Below are 18985 nucleotides of genomic sequence, written 5' to 3' on the forward strand. Positions count from 1 at the left end.
CATCCCCTTAAAAATCATCACTTAAACTATTCGTTTGTTTAGTGAGTGTTTGATTTACATACTGAATACCATTTTTTGCTTCTGCAATTGTCTTTTGGATTGTTCCATCCAAGGTTTTTTCATTTGACAACAACAGTTGCACTATCATTGGTAAATTGACTCCCGAGATGATATGCAGGTTTTGGTATTGATCTAGCATTTTCCCTAATGCTGTATTAACGCTGCCGCCAAGGATATCTGTTAGCACAACAACAGGTTCAGAAGAATGTTTTGCTAAAAACTCAGCAATCATTTTTTGATAATCTAAATGTTCATCAGTATAAGCTGCTATAGCATGTAAATTTTTTTGCGGGCCCATAATAAATTCCGCTGTTTTTTTCACACCAACTGCCATCTCTTCATGCGTACATATCAATACTTGAACCATTTTTTACTCCTTGTTGTTTTGACTATAATTTTTAGTAGTAATTGCGTCCATAAATTTTTCTGCCAGCGGATGAGATTTTTCCGTACTCAGTGCGGGCATCATTGAGGCAACAATAACTTGGAAAAATGGTATTACGGCCAGAGAACACAGATCTGTAATCAACGGTTTGGTAATATTAATAACGTTTTGCTCTTTTGGTTCACTGTCAAACGTGATCAAATATCTTCTTGAAGTTACTACAGCTAGTTTTTCATAAATACTGGAAATTCGTGAGCTGTGTTGCAGATTATCAATTAAAAACACCGTATATTTTGGGCTTAGTTGAATATCTGGTCCATGCATAAATTCTTCAACTTCATAATGCATCGTAGGAATTTTCAAAGTTTCTTGGAATTTAAGAGCAGCTTCTCTGGCAACACCCAGGTTCATATTATTACCGCAAATAAAAGTTGGGCCCATTTCAGCAAGCTCCAGGAAGTGCTCATTGACAAAATCAATTCCCTTATCTACTGTGCTAGACATAACATTAGCTAATTGGATAAATTCATCATCAGTGTTATGTTCACGATCACCTTTAATAGCAACTTCATTTGCAAAGAGGGCTAAATAAAGAATTAAGGTTGACAAACCGATGGTCACATAACCAACCGTTTCAACGCCTACACCGTAATCAATTACGTAATCAGCATTACCAGCAGCCTGACTATGAACATTACCTGTCAATAAAATAGTTTGGTGGCTTAACTTTTTCATGTAATTCATCGCATGCAGAATATTGGTAGAAGCCCCACTTTGAGATATAAAGAATACGAATGTTTTGTTAAAATTAATTGGTTCTATCAGTTCATACAATTCAGGGGTTATTACCGATACAGGACATCCTAAACGTTTAACCATATATGGTTGTGCCATTTTTGCAGCATTCATAGATGATCCAGACGCAACTATGATAACGCTTACAAAATTTTGATCACAAAAAAGTTTTACTAATGGTGTAACTAAACTTTCTTTATCATTAATGTTTTCTTTAACTTTTTGTGGTGACGCTTTAACATAATCCAGCATTTTCATCATATTCACTTCCAAACTAAAAATTTGAACAAAAAGCGGGATACACAAGTATCCCGTCTTTTTATCATACTAATATTCGAATTGACGATAATATCTTCTGTAGTTCTTATTATGCTTTGTATAAACTTGGTAGTGATTTGTTAATCTGTCTGTTAATAGAGAGTTAACAATCCATGGAATAACCAAATGTCTAAACTTATCATCAACACTTAAACTATATTCTTTTGTATCAATTACATAATGTTCAGCGCCAATCTTTTCACAGAAACGTTGTACACGAACGTCTTGCTTTCTGAATTCGTCTTCACCTTCGACAATGAAAACTGGTACACCTTTTTCAACTAGCTCCAGAGTACCATGGAAAAATTTTGCACTGGTAATTGGGCGTGTTCTTACCCATTGCATTTCTTCAAGCAGACATTCAGCGAATAATTCAGTTTCACCCCACAAAGCTCCTGAACCGGTGAAAATAGTGTAAGGAGCCTTGTAACATTTATGAGCAATCTCATCAGCTTTTGGTTCGAATTTCTTTCTGATGTCCAGCAAATCCTTAAAGACATTTTTCAGTTGATCAGCAAATTGAGGGTAGTCTGGAAAATCACCATGTTTATAAAGCAAACTATAAATTAGCATTGCTTCTGCCATATAGTAGTTTTGCCCAGAACCGGTTGAGCCATTTACTTCAATTACAGTTGGTGCCATTCCACCTAATTCACCGCTCTTTTTAGTAAACGCAATTAGTCTAATATTATCTTTTATCAACCACTGTGCAGCTTCAATAATCTCTGGGGTATTACCACTGTCACTTGCAGTAATAACAATTGTATCTTTAGTCAAATCACGTGGATGAACTGCATTTAAGTCCGCAGCATTAATCACTTTAACAGGTAAATCTGACATTCTATTAGCTGCATATGCAAACTGGTACAATTCAAACTCAGTTCCGCCTATTCCCATCAGATAGATATTTTTATATCCTTCTTGGGTTAGCTTATCAGCCAACTCTTCAATTTCTGACCTCTTGGAATAGACCATTTCGCCGTCTTTTAGATAGGCTTCTGGGTTAAAATTAATTAGTTCTACTTTTTCTGTTTCCATTTTTTACCTCCCAAGTAAAAAAACAAGATAAACAAAATTGGATATTTAATAAGTCCGATTTCACTTTTAAGTGTACCAGTTTTTAGAAATAAATCAACACTTTTTTAAATCGCTTTCAAAAATATTTTGGTAGAAAAAAACTAATCCAAAACAAGCTTTGAATTAGTCATTTACTTATTGATTTTTTCTCTTAATTTTTACTTTTAGCTTTAACATTTTTAACTAAGTGAATTTCCCTATCGAATAGGCTTTTCATTTTGTCACTAAAGTTGTGTGCAATGAAGATTACCGTAGCAGGGGTTGAAGTAACCTCGCGCAATATTTGCATTGTTGCTTCTTGATCAATGGCACTAGTCCCTTCATCAATCAAAATAATTTCACTCTGATGAACTAAAGCTCGTACCAGCACAATCTTTTGCCTTTGACCACCTGAAATATTTAACTTATTTAGGTCAATCTTTTGATTTAGTCCATCGTCAAATTTGGCAATATCACCAGCAAGCTCTACTTTATTTACAAGTTGTGGTAAAGCACTCTTAAGTTCATCGGCAAACATTGTCATATTATCAGCAATGCTGACGGGGAAAAGAACTGGATCTTGCGGGATATAGCCAATTTTACTCATATCTGGATTAATCCTTGAACCATCTTTATCTTTAAATATGATTTGTCCAGAATTTGGTTTAATCTGTCCCAAGACGAGTTTAAACAACGTTGACTTACCAGCTCCGGAGTCTCCAGTTAATAATATCTTTTCCCCAGGTTTCACGTCCATATCTGGGAAAGCCAAACTTTCACCATTAGGAAATTGCAAACTAAGATTAGATGTGCTAATCGCTGCTGGAGTCACAATTTTTTCAATTTGAGTTTTTCTTACTGGTTTTGCGGTTTTAGCAATTTCTTTATTTAGAGATGCCGTTGCCTTCATTTGCCCATAAGAGGTTACTATAAACTGAATTCCTTGTTTCAAGTAGCTTAAGCAATTACCTACTGCGGTAATGACGCCAAACACTACTAATTTTTGCTGAAACAAATATCCGGCTAATAAAAATAAAATCAGTGAGAAAACCACAGACACTAAGCCGTTGATAACAGTTAATAATTGCATGACACCATTTTGCTTAACATTGGCATCTTCTAATTCTTTAGCTGCGCTACCTGTTACCCTAAATAGTTTTGCCCCACTAAAATAACGCTGTATTTCTGCAAGTCCATTAAGCCATTTTTCCAGACAATCGAGATATTTTTGGTTACTTTGAGAAATTCGAAGCATTGACTTTTGCAAGGGTTTCTCTAACAGCTTGGGTAAAAGTAAAGAGATTACCACCATTATTACAATAGTAACAAGCAAACTCCAATGCAATGAAATCAATAATATAACAGCAGAAACTATGATGACTACTCCGCCAATTAAACTAAAAAAGGGAGTAATATAATTTTGCTGACTTTGGACTACATCATTTGTTAGCCGATTTTGAACTTGTGCCACTGTGTGATCTTTTTGATCTTCATAAAAGTGATTAACAGTTTTCGCTCTGATGGCGATATTATACTGTTCTTCTTGACAAGACAAAAGGTAGTTTGTCAGACCTTGCATTAAATAATCTGCCATTACACATGCAAAACTACATAAAATAGTAATTAAAAAGATTTTAAAATTGCCCTGTTGAATTGCCGTAGTTTCTATAATACTGAAAACTGTGCCAATAATTAGCAGAGCATAGAAACTAATATTGATTAATAGTAAAACAATAAAACGGAAAGGATTGTTCTTGTAAAATTCTTTAATTGTCATTTTGATTACCTGATTTTTTATTAGATTTTAAATTGATTTGATAATCAAACTTGTCTTTTAGTTCAGGACTAAAGTTATGTGCAATCATCAAAACTGTTTTATCAGTATCGAGCAAGTTACCAATAATTTCACTGGTAGCTTTACTGTCAATTGCGCTAGTTGCCTCATCAAGTAACAAAAATGGTTCATCATGAATTTCAGCCCTTGCTAAAACTACTTTTTGTCTTTGTCCACCTGATAAATTGCCTTGATCTAAATCAACCGTTGTATTAATTTGCTCGGGAAACTTGGCTAAATCAGGCACCAGTTGAACTTTTTGGACAATTTCTTTTAGTTTGCCAGTCAATTTGCGGTTAAACATTGTAATATTATTAGCAATAGTATCAGGAAAAAGCGTTGCATCCTGAGCTACATAACCCAGTTGAGCTTTTTGAGGTGATATTTTGGTGCCGTCTTTAGCAGTGAAATATACTTCACCTGTTTCGGGTTTAAGTTGCCCCAGTAAAACTTTGAATAAAGTCGATTTACCTGTACCTGAATCACCTGAAAGTAAAACCTTATCGCCTTTATTAATAGTAAAATCAGGATAAGATATACTTTCACCATTTGGATATTGCACCTTCAAATTGTGACATTCAACACCATAAACTTTAGTGCCTTGCTTCTTCCCAGATATTGGCTTTGTCAATTGTGCAATTTCCTGACGCAATTTTTTGGTAGATCTCATCTGCGTTATTGCGCTAATAACTGACCAGAGACCATTAAAAATTGTCGAAGCAAAGCTGCCCGCTATAAACCAATCACCTAAGGTGATAATATGTGCAAAAAATAGCAGCCCACTCCATAAACTTGCACCAATTTGACCAATAGCATTACCTAAGCCATTAATACTAATAGAAATTCCTTGGATTTTTCTTCTATTAACATTGGCGGCTGCCAGTTTTCTGCTATCTTGACCAAGTGCTCTGTCCAAGCGAGCACCCGCACTATAACGACGCAATTCACTCAAACCAGAAAACCAATTTTCAATTGTATTTAAAAATTCGGCATTTTTCTTTGACGCTTCAGCTGTTGAGCTCGATAACTTTTTAGTCATTACTTTTGGTAATGTCAGCACAATGACAGCTGCTATGGCAACGAATAAAATTAATGACCAGTGAAGTGTAAGCAATGTACCTATTGCCATAATTATACTTAACAAATTAGTCCAGACCTGTATCCAGGGAGTGGCGTAATCATCAGTTAAAATTTTGAGATTGTTGTTCAACTGGTTTTGAATATTGGAAACTTTATAAGTATTTGACTGATAATAATGGCGCATAAGTTTTGCCCGAATATTATGTATGCATTCTTGAATTTGTTTATTAAATAAAAATGTTCCTACTGGTAAAAGCAAAACGGAAAAGATTGATATGACAAAATCAACAACCAGCCAAAACACAAATCTGTCCCAATGCCCCTTTGTTAGATCATTAATTGCAAATTTAAAAAGATATGTTCCTAGTGTTCCACAAATGGCATAACCTAAGAAAATAATTAGAATAAATACACTACGGGGAATATTAGTTTTCAAAAGTTCTTTCAGTGACATTACCATTTATCCTTTCATCTTTTGTATGTTTTTATTAAACTTTAATTTTATTTTAAATGCAATAGTATTTCACTAAGGGGTCAATAAAGCAGACTAAGTGGTAATTCTGTCAAATTAAAAGATCTGCCTTATTTCAAGCAGATCTTCTATCTTTTTTAACTTATTAATGTTTATCTTTTTCATACCGAGTATTAAACAATGGACTAAGAGGCTCGTGTTTTTGAATGCATTTAATTGCATCCCCAATAAGCGGACCAACCGAAACTAGAAGAGTTTTTTCCAGTTTCTTTTCTACAGGTTGATTAATAGAGTCAGTTAGCACCAAATTTTTAATCGGAGAATCGTTTAACCTTTGAATAGCGGGTCCTGATAAAACCGCATGTGTAGCACTGGCATAAACCTCGGTAGCTCCAGCATCTATTAAAGCCTGAGCAGCAAGTGTGATAGTGCCTGCAGTATCAATCATGTCGTCAATGATAATCGCACGCTTACCTTTCACGTTACCAATAATATTCATTACTTCTGAAACATTGGCTCGTGGACGTCGTTTATCGACAATTGCAATTGGTGTCTTTAAAAACTCGGCTAATTTACGAGCACGAGTTACACCACCGTGATCGGGTGAAACTACCACGGCATCTTTTTGCAAATTATTTCTTAAAAAGTAATCAGCAAGTAAAGGTGCACCCATTAAATTGTCAACTGGGATATCAAAGAAACCTTGAATTTGTGGGGCGTGAAGATCAAGAGATAAAACTCTAGTTGCACCCGCTTCTTGCAACATATCAGCTACTAGTTTAGCAGTGATTGGCTCACGGGGTCTTGTTTTACGATCTTGACGAGCATAACCATAGTAAGGAATTACGATATTAATCGTCTGTGCACTGGCACGGCGCACAGCGTCAATCATGATTAACAGCTCCATTAGGTTATCGTTGACCGGCACACTGGTTGACTGAATTAAATATACATCTTTGCCCCGGACAGATTCATCAATGTTTATTTGAATTTCGCCATCACTAAAGCGTTGAACACTGGACTTACTTAAGGGCACCCCCACACGTTCCGCAATTTTTTGGGCCAGCGGAACGTTTGAATTAAGGGCAAACAACATCATATTGTCTTTATAAGACATAATTTCCTCCGTATTAAAATTGTTAACAACTTATTATTTTACCAAAAGTTGTCTGAAAAAGTTACTTCCTATATTATTATTCAACTTTAGTTGGTGACATTCAAGCCCCGAATACTAGATTAATGAGCAAAATAACTAATTTTTACCGCAAAAAGCAGTATATAATCATTTCATTTTTCCGTTTTTAGAAAATCATTCACAGTAAAACCCTCAAGTCGACTTTGAAGTGCCCCTAATAGTCAGATTAATGTCTAACTATTATGGAGCACTTCATTTTCTTAACATAGAGGGTTCTATTTAATCGAATATGATTAATTATTTTTTAGAACAGCACTTACGTTGCAATGATACTTGGTTAATAACTGTGCTGCTTCCATTTTATTTTTTCCTGTTTTGGCCATTACTATTGCTACTGCAACATTATTATCTGCTAGCCTTAAATAAGTCTGAGCTTCTTTAAGAGATATTGCCGCCGTTTCACTGATAATACGAGATGCACGATCGATTAATTTATCATTTGTCGGCTGTACATCAATCATCACGTTTTGATAAACCTTGCCTTGTTTAATCATTATACCTGTTGATATCGTATTTAAAATCATTTTCTGAGCAGTACCAGCTTTCATTCGGGTCGAACCAGTAATTACTTCGGGACCAACTACAGCTTCAATTGCAATATCAGCATTTTGACCAATAACTGATTTTGATACACAGGCAATGGCTATAGTGAGAGCATGGCTTCTTCTTGCATATTTTAAGCCGCCAACAACATAGGGTGTTCGACCACTAGCAGCTACACCAATTACAATATCATCTGCAGTCAATTTAATTTTTTGGAGATCGTTAATTCCGAGAGTCATAGAATCTTCTGCACCCTCAACAGCAGTAAACAATGCTTCTTTTCCACCAGCAATAAGACCTACTGCTCTTTTTGGCTCAATGCCATATGTTGGAACTAACTCAGTTGCATCTAAGACTCCTAACCGACCACTAGTGCCAGCACCTATATATATTAATCTCCCACCATCCGCGAATTTTTCAGCAGCCTGATCAATCGCGAGTGCAATTGTCTCACTTTGTTTTGCTACAGCTTGCGCTACTTTCTGATCTTCGGCATTGATAGTTTTTACCATATTGATAGTAGACATAGTATCAATATGAGTTGAAGCAGGATTGCGTGCTTCTGTTATTAATTGTTTTAATTTCATTCTTTTCCCGTTAGTTATCTTATAAATAGTTTTTAAGTTCTAATAAAACAGATGAGTTATATTATTTAAATTTCTTAACAGCATTTTTTGAAGCAGTTATTGCCTTATAGCTTTCTTCAAAACTATGGCTAAAGTACAAATAGAAAATTACATCAATTACATAAAACTGACCAATAATAGAATTGGTTGCTCCAACTCTAATATCAGGCTCTAGGGGTTTACATGTCGTCAAATTTAACTTAGTGTTTTTAACTAAAGAATTTTGGCCAAATTTGGTAAGAGAAATCGTAAAAATATTATTTTGCTTTGCAAAATTCGCCAACTTCAATACTTCTTTCGTTTCGCCTGAATTAGAAATTAACCACAAGGTATCTTGAGATTTAGCTCCACAAAGATTCGTTAAAAAGACTTCAAAATCTTGATTTTTAACTACATGGCAACCGATTCTTGACCATTTTTGATAAATATTAGTTGAAGCGAGTGACGAAGCGCCAACGCCATAAACATATAAATTTTTGGTTTTTAGTAAGCGATTTACTACGGATTGACAAATCTCTTCTTTCAATAGTTCTTTGGTAGCCATAATATTTTTACTATAATTTTCCTGTAACTTATCAGAAATGGAAATGAAAGATTCATTTTTTCTTACATCCAATTGATAGTTACTATCTTCTTTTTGGCCTCCCAAATCTTTAGAAATCATTACTTTCATGGCCGTGAAAGAATCAATACCAAGCTTTTTTACTAGTCTTGTAACTGTTGCTGAACTTGACTGCGCACAACTAGCCAATTCGTTAATACTAAGTTTAAGAGATTTATCTGGATGATTTTCTATAAATTTGACAATTTTGACTTCTGATTTTGTTAAATTATCACGAACTGCTTCAACTCTATTTTGAAAATTCATAAAACACCTAACAAGGATAAAAACTGATTATTTAATATTTTTACTTATTGATTGTAATCGTCTTATACGCTTTGCCAACCAACTATTTCCTTTACCTTTTATTATAAGCTTAAAGTTCAAATTAAAAGACATAAAGAAGATGATGCCACCAAATAAGTATAATGCTTGAATGATAGTTGATATTATAGTATTTTTGACAAAAAGCGAATCATATATTAATAACAAACAACTGATAAAGCCAACCAGCATACTATAAATTTTGTGACCACTCTTATAAACTTTCTCAACTAGACTATGTGCTAATATGAACAGAAAAAGTAATATAACAACTAAAAAAGTAATTCTTAATCCAATAGACATTTTCCTATTCCCTAATAAAAATAATAATTACGTGCTATTTTATAAAAAGGTTCGTCATCCTTTTCAAAAATTGCTAGTAAACGGTCTGTATCATCTAAGTTGCGAAACTCACAACCCATTAAATATTCAATAAAATTATGTTTTGTTCCTATAGCAGGTGAAACTAAATCCATCTTAAATTTATTTGGATATAAAACTAATAGAACTCGTATAATTTTAATTGCTACTATTAATGGATTAAAGCTGTGATTTACAATATGTATTTGTACTCCTTTACAAATCTTATCACAAAACTTAGAGCTACTTGGTTTGAACCACACCGGTTGAAACAAGACACCACTATTTTGAAAAGAATCTCGCAAAGTTTTAGTAAATTCTTTTTCATCAATCCATGGAGCCCCTAATTGTTCAAATGGTTTAACCGTTCCTCTCCCTTCAGAAATATTAGTCCCTTCCAAGAAACAAAGACCTGGATACAATTTAAGAGCATTTATTGAAGGCAAATTTGGTGACGGAGCTACAAAAGATAACCCATTTTCTTCAATATTTAATTTAGGATTCCAATTTATTAAATGACTAACAAATAGATTTAAATTAGGTAATTGAGTATCTTTTATCCAACTTGCTAATTCACCAATTGTTAAACCATAATAGTTTGGCAACGGTAACATCCCAACAAAGGAATAAAAGTCAGGCTTTATTATTTGTCCTAATGGCTTTTTACGACCTAAAAGTAAGGGGCGATCCATGACTAAGAAGGGTAAATTTAGTTTATTTGCGACTTGCATTAATTTAAACATGCTGCTTATATACGTAAAGTAACGGACACCAATATCCTGAATATCAAAGATCAAGATATCAATATCTTTTAATTCGTCAGCAGTAGGAGCAAGCTGACTGCCATAAAGACTATGAATCGTTATTTTTAAAGTTTGATCAAAATAATTTGCCACTTTTTGTCCAGGATCAGCAATACCATGTAACCCATGTTCTAGCGTAAATACTTTCTTTACTGAGGAGTATTTGTTCAAAACATCAATTGTCGAATTAAAATCAGAAGTTAAACCCGTAAAGTTTGTAATTAAGCCAATATTTTTATTAATTATTAAAGATTTAAACTCATTAATATTTTCAATTCCTAATTTCATGACTGCTTTAACCAATATGAAAGATTTTTTCGGGTATCTCTGGAATTACACTTTCATCGACTTTTTGAACACTAAAGAACTGATTACCCTGTTTGATCTTTTCTATAAATTTATTTATTGTTTGCTCTTCACCTTGAACTTCAATTTCAATTGTTCCTTCAGGACCACGAGCAGAAATACCTGTTAAATGTAGTTCCATTGCATACCGCTGTGCGACATACTTTACACCACCGTCAGTTAAGTTTCCATGTAATATCAGCTTTTTTCTCATATCTATTACTTCGCCTCAGCCTGTTCTTTTTTAAGTAATTGTTTATCATACATCTTTGTAAAAGGATAATAAATAACTAAATAAATCACAAAGTTAAGAAGCATCCAGAATATGGCTCTTACGTCTCCTAGAGTTGTCATATAACCCATAAGTGGAAATGGCACAGTAAATGGTGCGTTAACTGAGGTTTTATTTAACAAGTTAAAATACATAGCAAAATATGTAACAGTAGTAGTAATAAATGGCCCAACAACGAATGGAATTGCAAGTATTGGGTTCAATACAATAGGTGCACCGAAAATGATAGGTTCATTAATATTAAATATACCTGGTAGTAATGCTAATCGACCAACTTCTTTCAAATAAGCTGATTTGCAACAAAAGGCTGCAATTACACATAAAGCAAGGGTACCACCGGCACCGCCAATCCAGGCGAAATTATAAAAACCAGTAGCTCCGATATTAGTAGCTGCATGTCCAGCAGCCACTGCATCAACATTTTGTTGCCAAAGGATTAACCAGAAAGGTTCGAGGATATGACCAATTATTGCATATCCATGAATTCCCATACACCATAATATGGTGATAAGCAAAGTTGGGATAATAATTCCTAAGTATGAATTCAAACCTATATTTATAATCGGCTTAAAAATTGTCATTAAAAACTCACTAATGTTAAACTTCAAAATACCAGTAACAATCCAGACTAGTATGATTACAACTGCAGCTGGAATAATTGCTGTAAATGAGCGAGAAACAGATTTAGGAACAGCATCAGGCATTTTTATTGTAATATTTTTCTTCACGCAAAAGTTTACAATTTCTACAGAAAGTATGGCCACCACCATTGCTGTAAACATACCCGATCCACCTAAATAGGTCATTGGTAATACCATTCCTAGTGACAATTTTGGATTTGCAGCATCATTAGCTATTACAGGAATGGTAGTCATCATAAATGCTACCATTGCTATTAATCCACTAGACAAGGCATCTATTTTATACTGCTTTGCCAAATAATAACCTATACAAAATGCAGCATAAACCGCCATTAAACCAACTGTTGCTCTATATGGCAGCATAATTGTTGTAACATAAGGCTTTACCCAATTTTGATAAGCCGTAATTGGTAATTGTGCGAATAGAACGAAAAAACTTCCAAGCATTGTTAAAGGCATAGTAGCAATAATACCATCACGAATCGAAACCAAGTATCGATTTTGTGATATTTTAGTTGCTACTGGCATAACCTTTTGTTCAAGGCTTTTACTAAAATTTTTCATTATATACTCCTTTCATAAAATTAATTCGTAATATCTTTAAATTTAAATTTTGTCCATGGCTTTAAATACTTTAATAAAGGGATATCTACTTTATCAATTTCTGCCACTTTATTTTTACGAATATCATAATGAGACTTTAAAACGACTTGCAATTCATTTTTATAAATACCAAAATTGTCATTGCCAACAACAATATCACCAACATGAAATTTTTTATCATTATCATGACAAGGATTATTCATATCTCTATATTTAACTCTAGACATTGTTGACCTTGCAACTATTGCATTGCTGTCTCCTCGACGATAATGTTTTTCATTTAATAATATCTTCTTTTCAACAGCGCTTATATTATTGGAAATGTTGACATTAAAACTCAATTCATATCTATCTATACAACTTAGTCTTTTCATTTCGACTTCACTCGCATAAGCATTACCAATAATTACATCGTCAATTAAGTTCGTCATAAACAGCGACTTAGCTTGCGCTTCAATCGGTAAATTTCGGTCACATTCTCTTGTTGGCAACCCATCATTAACATTCCAAGGGCCAAAGTTTCCACAATGACTTGAAATAAAGGCAGCTGTATGTATTCCTCTTTTTTTGAACCTTTTGCTTGTACGTATAAAAAATTCTTCTTCCAGTCCAGTTCCAATTTGGGGATAAAAATTGTGACATCCATATATGAATGGCTCATTGGCTTGATAACTAAGGATATTATCTAAATATCCTGTATCATTACTCATATTAAGTTCAATAATTAAGTGCTCTGGATTAAAAGACAACTCGGCCTCCGTAATGCCATCAAACCCCTGATCTAAGCGTATTCCAGTTACACCTAGTTCTTTAAAAAAGGTTAAGTCAGTATATGAAGCCCCAATTTTTTTAAAAATATTTGGAGAAACATCCAAAGTGGTAGTAAAGCCATGTAAGTTACCGAAATTAATTATGTGTTCATACTTCTTTTTTGTAGCTAAAACATCTTTGACTTCAAGCATACTCATAAATATTCTGGTAAAACCATATTTTTCACCCTGTAGTATGTATGATTCGTCCTTATCCTGATCACTGTGATCGGGATAAATTGACAAACCCAATTGGCGCATTGTCATGATTCAATATTTTCCTTATTATATTTATACCAAAAATAACTACCATACGAATTATTCTTAGAAGAAATAACAAATTTCATTTTTGGAGAGAACGATTTTATTACTGTTTCAAATTTCTTTCTGTATATAGTATTTGTAGTTAATACACTACCCGATTCACCAATCAACAAATTTTTGGGGTTCCGTTTCAGCAATATAATTACCTGTTTAGCCAAGTCATTAGCAGCATTACTAATAATAGTAAGAGCCTGCGAATTAGTAGGAGCAATTTCGGCAGTAACTTTAGCTAGTGTAGCAATTTGATCTCTATCATTAGAATATATCCAGGAAATTAAGTCTGAAACTCCGTCAAATCCTGATTTTTGCAAAAATAAATCGGTAAAGTCATCTTTCAAGTGATGGTCAATGGAACTCGTTATAAACTTTACTGTTCTTCGAGCAATGTCATATCCACTGCCCTCATCTCCTATAAGATATCCCCATCCCCCAACACGATCGATTTTGTTTCTGGATTTGGCAAAAACAGCTGAACCAGTTCCAGCTATTGCCAAAGTTCCATCTTCACCACGCAATACGTTCCACATACCTAGGCTTACATCTGTCATCAAAACTACTGGTAAGTGAAAGCAATTAAAAATTTCTTCTTTAAATTTAGAAGCACATTTACTATTACTTAAACCAGCTATTCCAATTACTATTACTTTGCAAAAACTTAAAGAAAGATTGCCATCAACTTTAAAAATTAATTTTTTTATTTGTTCAAGTGTTGCTGAATAATCAATCAGTATATTTCCACAACCCACACTAGTGAATTCAAACAATTCTTTTCCTTTTAAATTAATTGCCTGAATTACAATGTGTGACCCACCACTATCTATCCCAATTACATATTCCAATTAATCACCTTCTAAAAAAGCATTTGTTATTTGTTTACGCTTACATTATAATATAAAGAAAAATATTTTCAATATTTTTATAAAATTTATGTAAAAAAATTTCAAAAAGGAGAACGATATGGCTCTTGTAAAAATTCAATTTGCATCAAAGTTATTAGAAAATCAGACTACTGTAAGACTTTTAATTCCTGATCAAAAAATAGTAAACCCATTACCAGTAATATGGTGGCTACATGGACTAGGAGACAATGGTAATACTTGGCTGCGGAAAACAAGAATTGAATTATTCGCTGAAAAGTACAATATTGCTATAATTTTTCCCGACATGCAGAGATCATTCTATTTAAATATACAAGACGGTTTGCCATTTTATACATATCTAACAGATGAGTTATATCATTATTTATACTCTGTTTTTCCTTTTAGTACTGATCTGAACAAAAACTTTTTAGTCGGTAATTCAATGGGAGGATTTGGGGCATATAAATGGGCTTTCTCGGATCCACATAAATTCAGCTATATCGCAACTATGTCTCCTGTAACCAACTTATCTGTATTACCAAAAATAATGCCAGATTATCAAATAATAGAGAGTAAAAAAACTTCTTCATTGTATAATTTGGCATTATCAAATAAAAATATTTTATCTATGGCAAATTGGTTGAATTTAATTGGTGATTCAGATCCTCTTTTGAATGATGACCAAAAGTTTGTAAACAGAATTAAAAAACTAGGGATTAATTTAAACATGCAAATTAGCAGTGGCAAACATGACTGGACTTTTTGGGATAAACAAATTGAGAAAATTTTTGACTGGTTACCATTGGAGAAATTTTAATCAGGTAAACATTGGTTCCAAATATCTAGCAAATAATTTTAACTTCATTAGGTTATTATAAACTTGTTGATTTCTTAGCAATGGGTACAAAGCTAATCTTCTGGCCTGCACCAAGTTGATTCAAAAGCGGTAAGTCTTGAGGCACCACTCGTCCTAAAACATTGACTTTCTTATCTGCTGGTAAATCACGCTTAGTTATTTGTAATTCACCCTGATAACGCAGATATAATTTATTATCACAGGTAATGGTTCCCTTAGGACGTGAACTTACTTTTGTCTCTGGTTCTGTGTTAAAAAGTTGGCGGCTACGCCCCTCCGTCAATCTAATCACATCTCGCGCTACATCTGGACGATTGCTCCATTCATAATTGAACAATTCAGGCAAGTTTTCATCAACGTGAAGTGTAATAGTCCGCTGTTTAATGTAATTTTTAAAACAGTCAATCATATTTGTTGTTAAAGAGCCATCCCCAATAAAGACATGATCGCAACCAAGCTGTTTCAATTCCAGTGTGGCAGCTAAAGGATTCTCACCTCTATGTTTTTCAAGAGTTGGCAATCCAGCATGAATAGGTCCACGCAGAATATCATCGCCCGCAACAAACGCCATCGTCTCCAAATTCATTTGGTGTAACCAATTATTTTTTTGTTCCAACCAATTTGCATCTAAGCCGGTTTCCGGACGAGGATAAAAGTTATGCCAAGCTTGTAAATTTTCAAAACTGGCGCCGTGTTCTCGTAAAGCTGTGATGTCATCTTCATTTATAGCGCTGGCATTCAGAGCAATTGGCATTTTCTGCGAAAGTTTGGCTATAGTAGCTGAGGACACACCATCATCTATTCTTAGTCCAGTTAGCCCCAGACTTTTAACCTGCTTTTCGTTATCTAGTAGAATTCCTAATTTCTCTAGTCCCTTCTCAGAAACGTCAGCAATGATATCTGTTTCTAAATTTTGACACCACTTGGTTAATTCAGCTAATCTTTTCAAAACAACTTTTTGATCATCTTCTGGTATATGCAATGAGGTAAAAACAGTAGTCAATCCCGCATTACGCATTGCCAGCAAATAATTATAGTCATCAGCCGTAAAATCGCGGTTGAGATACATTGAAAAACCTAGCATAGTAATTTAATTCTCTTCCTTTATCTGAAATCACTTACATGTACAATTATACTATTTTATTCTTAAAAAATTGCACAATAAAAAACCATGAGCAATTGCTCATGGCTTTAATAATTAAATTAACTTAGTTAGATTCTCGTAATATAAATGTACTCCAAGGCTCAATGTCTTTCAACAGATCCAAATCATCTGGACAGATATGACCAACAAGATTACGTCTGCCATCATTTGCAAATGGAGTTAAAACAATTTGTAATTCTCCCTTGTAGCGTGGATATTTATCATTGACAACAACTATATCTCCTCTTTCAAAAGAGGCTTTATCGTTATTATGTGCAGGAATATCTTCTTTAGCATAAACGACACGGGGTTGGGTATCACGCAACAAAAATTCCGAAGCATCACCGCGATACAAATGCGGCTTTTTAAGACAAATTGTCTTCTCAATTGGCAAAATATCTTGTTCAAATTCAATTCCTAGAGCAGGAAATGAACTGTTAAAAGCTTTCGCAGCAGCAACTAGTTCATCTTCACTAGCAAACGCATTGCCAAAAATAATATCATCAATTTTTTTACTCAAGCGCAAATGTGTTACTTGACTAAAAATAGCTCTTTGACGATCGCTTTCCATTGTTGGTAAACCTTCATGAACAGGCCACGGACCGAATTGAGCATTTTTAGATGAAATAAACGCAGCGGTATGTAAACCATAGTCACGATACTTTTGTGAATATTCATTAAAAATTTTCTCACTTAATCCCGTGTATTCTTGAGGATAAAAGTTATGACAACCAATTAGATTATCAATCTCTGGATCATAAGCCATAATACTATCCAAATAATTGGTACCACGACTCATATTAAGTTCTATTTTTAACCCATATTGATTATGAGTCATAGCGGCTTCTTCCATACCGCTGAAGCCCTCATCTAACCTTAAGCCCCAAACGCCTAAGTCATGGAAAAAGACTAAATCATTATAGTCAATTTTTAATTCTTTAAATAAAACGGGATTAATATCAACTACGGTTTTAAACCCTAAATCATTTGCATAAGCAACGTCTTTTTTTAACTTGGCAAGTAAATCTTCACCGCTGGCACTCTTTAATTGCAAGAGTGAAGAAAAAATTCTGCTGTAGCCATACTTGTGAGCTAAATCCATATATTCTTTATCCTGCTCAAATGTACTTTGTTCGGGATAAAGGGAAATACCTAACTGTTTCATAAAATTATTGCTCCTTAAACTTTATTAACTTTTTCAGGATCCATGTTATTAGATGCAATAACGAATGGTACATAGATTAGGAAGCCAACAACCATATTAACAATTTGTAAGATAACTGAACGCCAGTCAATCGTAGCGATTATTGCGTTAAGGAATGGCGGCATTGCCCAAGTAGTCTGTACTGCAACCGGACTTACCCAGCCGAGACTCAAAACGCCATAGGCAATCGATACCATAACTAATGGAGCAAGAATGAATGGAATAATGTAAATTGGGTTCAAAACAATTGGCATACCAAACATCATAGGCTCGTTAATGTTGAAGATTCCAGGTACGAGAGAAACCTTAGCAACAGCACGTTCATCTTCACGTTTTGAAAAGGCAAGAACAGCCAGAATAAGTAACAGTGTTGAACCTGCACCACCAATCCAAACGTAAAGGTCGAAGTCGCTTCTAGTCCACATATATGGTAAAGCTTTTTGCATCTTGTGGGCATTAACGTTAGCGATTAATGCTGTTGTCCAAATACTTTCAGTAACTGGAGCAAGAACATTGGTACCATGAATACCAAAGAACCAGAACAGTTGTACTAAGAATACAATTAATAATAATGAACCATAGCCTTGACCCATCTTCATTAATGGCTCTTGAATTGTTTGAGCAATCAGGTCAATAACCGTAGTGTTCTTTAAACTAAATAGATAATCAATAATACCGACAACGAACAAACCAGCAGTTGCTGGAATAATACCAGTAAAGGCATTAGAAACTGCAGGTGGCACACTTTCAGGCATCTTAATAGTAATATGTCTCTTAACTAAAGCAATATAAACTGCAACTGAAATGGCACCCATAATCATTATGGTAAAGAAGCCGTAAGCACCAAAGTACTTGTTAAAGTTAAACCAGCCCCAGGCACTAACATTTTTACCGACAACAGCTGTACCAGCATCAGTTAAAGTCTTTATATCACCTTTAGTAAGAGCATTTTTCAAATCAACTGAAAAGCTCTGAGGCAAGCTCATAATAAATGTGCCTAGTGTAAGAAGACCACCCGCAATGGGTTCAACTTTATACTGCACACACATCTGATAACCAAAGGTAAAGGCAAACAGCAAGCCCAAAATAGCAGTTGATCCTGTCCAGACCATTGCATTGATACTGATCAGCCATTGCATTGAGTTAACAACACCCATCCAGCCTAAGTTGGTGGGAACGTCTCTAAAAATGGCATTCAATACACTAGCAACAGAACCAGCTAACATTATTGGCATTATCGAAATAAAGGCGTCACGTAAAGCTACAAGCCAGCGAATTGAACCAATCTTGGCTGCAACAGGTACTAGATGCTTGTTTAGCCAATTAATTATAGCATTCATAATATTTCCTCCTACTAATATTTCACTACAATTGTATTATAGCACATTAAATGGAAACGTTTTACTAAAAATCGATGAAAAATGTTGTGGCAGTAGGGTTTAGAGCTTTGGTATA

The 18985-nt window shown here is 34.3% G+C and carries 17 protein-coding genes; 1 reads left to right on the forward strand and 16 read right to left on the reverse strand.

Translation table 11 applies throughout. The features are described 5' to 3' along the window. Positions 1-7: 7 nt before the first annotated feature. From LDX54_RS07690 to LDX54_RS07750, 13 genes are all read right to left on the reverse strand, one after another. Positions 8-427, reverse strand: coding sequence for a hypothetical protein (locus tag LDX54_RS07690; RefSeq protein WP_122026421.1), 420 nt, complete (start codon positions 425-427; stop codon positions 8-10). Between the two features lie 3 nt (positions 428-430). After that, positions 431-1501: an SIS domain-containing protein gene (locus LDX54_RS07695; RefSeq protein ID WP_174795075.1), complete on the reverse strand. Its 1071-nt coding sequence runs from the start codon at positions 1499-1501 to the stop codon at positions 431-433. A 66-nt stretch (positions 1502-1567) separates the two neighbouring features. Beyond that, entirely contained in the window at positions 1568-2596 is a 1029-nt protein-coding gene (locus LDX54_RS07700) for an SIS domain-containing protein (RefSeq protein ID WP_265667538.1), read from the reverse strand. A 190-nt stretch (positions 2597-2786) separates the two neighbouring features. Beyond that, positions 2787-4391, reverse strand: coding sequence for an ABC transporter ATP-binding protein (locus LDX54_RS07705; RefSeq protein WP_265667537.1), 1605 nt, complete (start codon positions 4389-4391; stop codon positions 2787-2789). Next, positions 4381-5982 (reverse strand): ABC transporter ATP-binding protein, encoded by a 1602-nt coding sequence (locus tag LDX54_RS07710; RefSeq protein WP_265667536.1) that lies wholly within the window; start codon positions 5980-5982, stop codon positions 4381-4383. Before LDX54_RS07710 ends, LDX54_RS07705 begins: the two co-directional genes overlap by 11 nt. 163 nt (positions 5983-6145) lie before the next feature. After that, the gene (locus LDX54_RS07715; protein WP_046325435.1) at positions 6146-7117 is read right to left on the reverse strand and encodes a ribose-phosphate diphosphokinase; all 972 of its coding nucleotides are present in this window, start codon (positions 7115-7117) and stop codon (positions 6146-6148) included. Between the two features lie 311 nt (positions 7118-7428). Next, on the reverse strand, positions 7429-8325 hold the full coding sequence (gene murQ, locus LDX54_RS07720) for an N-acetylmuramic acid 6-phosphate etherase (protein ID WP_265667534.1): 897 nt from the start codon (positions 8323-8325) through the stop codon (positions 7429-7431). A 61-nt stretch (positions 8326-8386) separates the two neighbouring features. Beyond that, complete coding sequence (locus tag LDX54_RS07725) at positions 8387-9232, reverse strand: MurR/RpiR family transcriptional regulator (protein ID WP_265667533.1); 846 nt, start codon at positions 9230-9232, stop codon at positions 8387-8389. 371 nt (positions 9233-9603) lie between these two features. Beyond that, on the reverse strand, positions 9604-10740 hold the full coding sequence (locus tag LDX54_RS07730) for a DUF1343 domain-containing protein (RefSeq protein WP_265667532.1): 1137 nt from the start codon (positions 10738-10740) through the stop codon (positions 9604-9606). Positions 10741-10747: 7 nt separating this feature from the next. Beyond that, positions 10748-11011 (reverse strand): acylphosphatase, encoded by a 264-nt coding sequence (locus tag LDX54_RS07735; protein ID WP_265667531.1) that lies wholly within the window; start codon positions 11009-11011, stop codon positions 10748-10750. Between the two features lie 5 nt (positions 11012-11016). Beyond that, on the reverse strand, positions 11017-12294 hold the full coding sequence (locus tag LDX54_RS07740) for a PTS sugar transporter subunit IIC (protein WP_265667530.1): 1278 nt from the start codon (positions 12292-12294) through the stop codon (positions 11017-11019). Between the two features lie 20 nt (positions 12295-12314). Continuing rightward, the gene (locus tag LDX54_RS07745) at positions 12315-13409 is read right to left on the reverse strand and encodes a MupG family TIM beta-alpha barrel fold protein (RefSeq protein WP_265667529.1); all 1095 of its coding nucleotides are present in this window, start codon (positions 13407-13409) and stop codon (positions 12315-12317) included. Next, positions 13406-14305 carry a BadF/BadG/BcrA/BcrD ATPase family protein gene (locus LDX54_RS07750; RefSeq protein WP_265667528.1) on the reverse strand — a complete coding sequence of 300 codons (900 nt, stop codon included), beginning with the start codon at positions 14303-14305 and terminating at the stop codon, positions 13406-13408. Before LDX54_RS07750 ends, LDX54_RS07745 begins: the two co-directional genes overlap by 4 nt. A 118-nt stretch (positions 14306-14423) precedes the next feature. Between LDX54_RS07750 and LDX54_RS07755 the strand changes: the two genes are divergently transcribed. Next, entirely contained in the window at positions 14424-15143 is a 720-nt protein-coding gene (locus LDX54_RS07755) for an alpha/beta hydrolase family protein (protein WP_265667527.1), read from the forward strand. A 55-nt stretch (positions 15144-15198) separates the two neighbouring features. Here the strand turns inward: LDX54_RS07755 and LDX54_RS07760 are convergent, their stop codons facing one another. From LDX54_RS07760 to LDX54_RS07770, 3 genes are all read right to left on the reverse strand, one after another. Beyond that, complete coding sequence (locus LDX54_RS07760) at positions 15199-16266, reverse strand: MupG family TIM beta-alpha barrel fold protein (RefSeq protein WP_265667526.1); 1068 nt, start codon at positions 16264-16266, stop codon at positions 15199-15201. Positions 16267-16390: 124 nt separating this feature from the next. Beyond that, positions 16391-17491 carry a MupG family TIM beta-alpha barrel fold protein gene (locus LDX54_RS07765; protein ID WP_265667525.1) on the reverse strand — a complete coding sequence of 367 codons (1101 nt, stop codon included), beginning with the start codon at positions 17489-17491 and terminating at the stop codon, positions 16391-16393. Between the two features lie 14 nt (positions 17492-17505). After that, entirely contained in the window at positions 17506-18870 is a 1365-nt protein-coding gene (locus LDX54_RS07770; RefSeq protein ID WP_046325441.1) for a PTS sugar transporter subunit IIC, read from the reverse strand. Positions 18871-18985: the final 115 nt, after the last annotated feature.

The sequence above is a fragment of the Lactobacillus sp. IBH004 genome (assembly GCF_026185255.2).
In the GTDB taxonomy this organism is placed as follows: domain Bacteria; phylum Bacillota; class Bacilli; order Lactobacillales; family Lactobacillaceae; genus Lactobacillus; species Lactobacillus melliventris.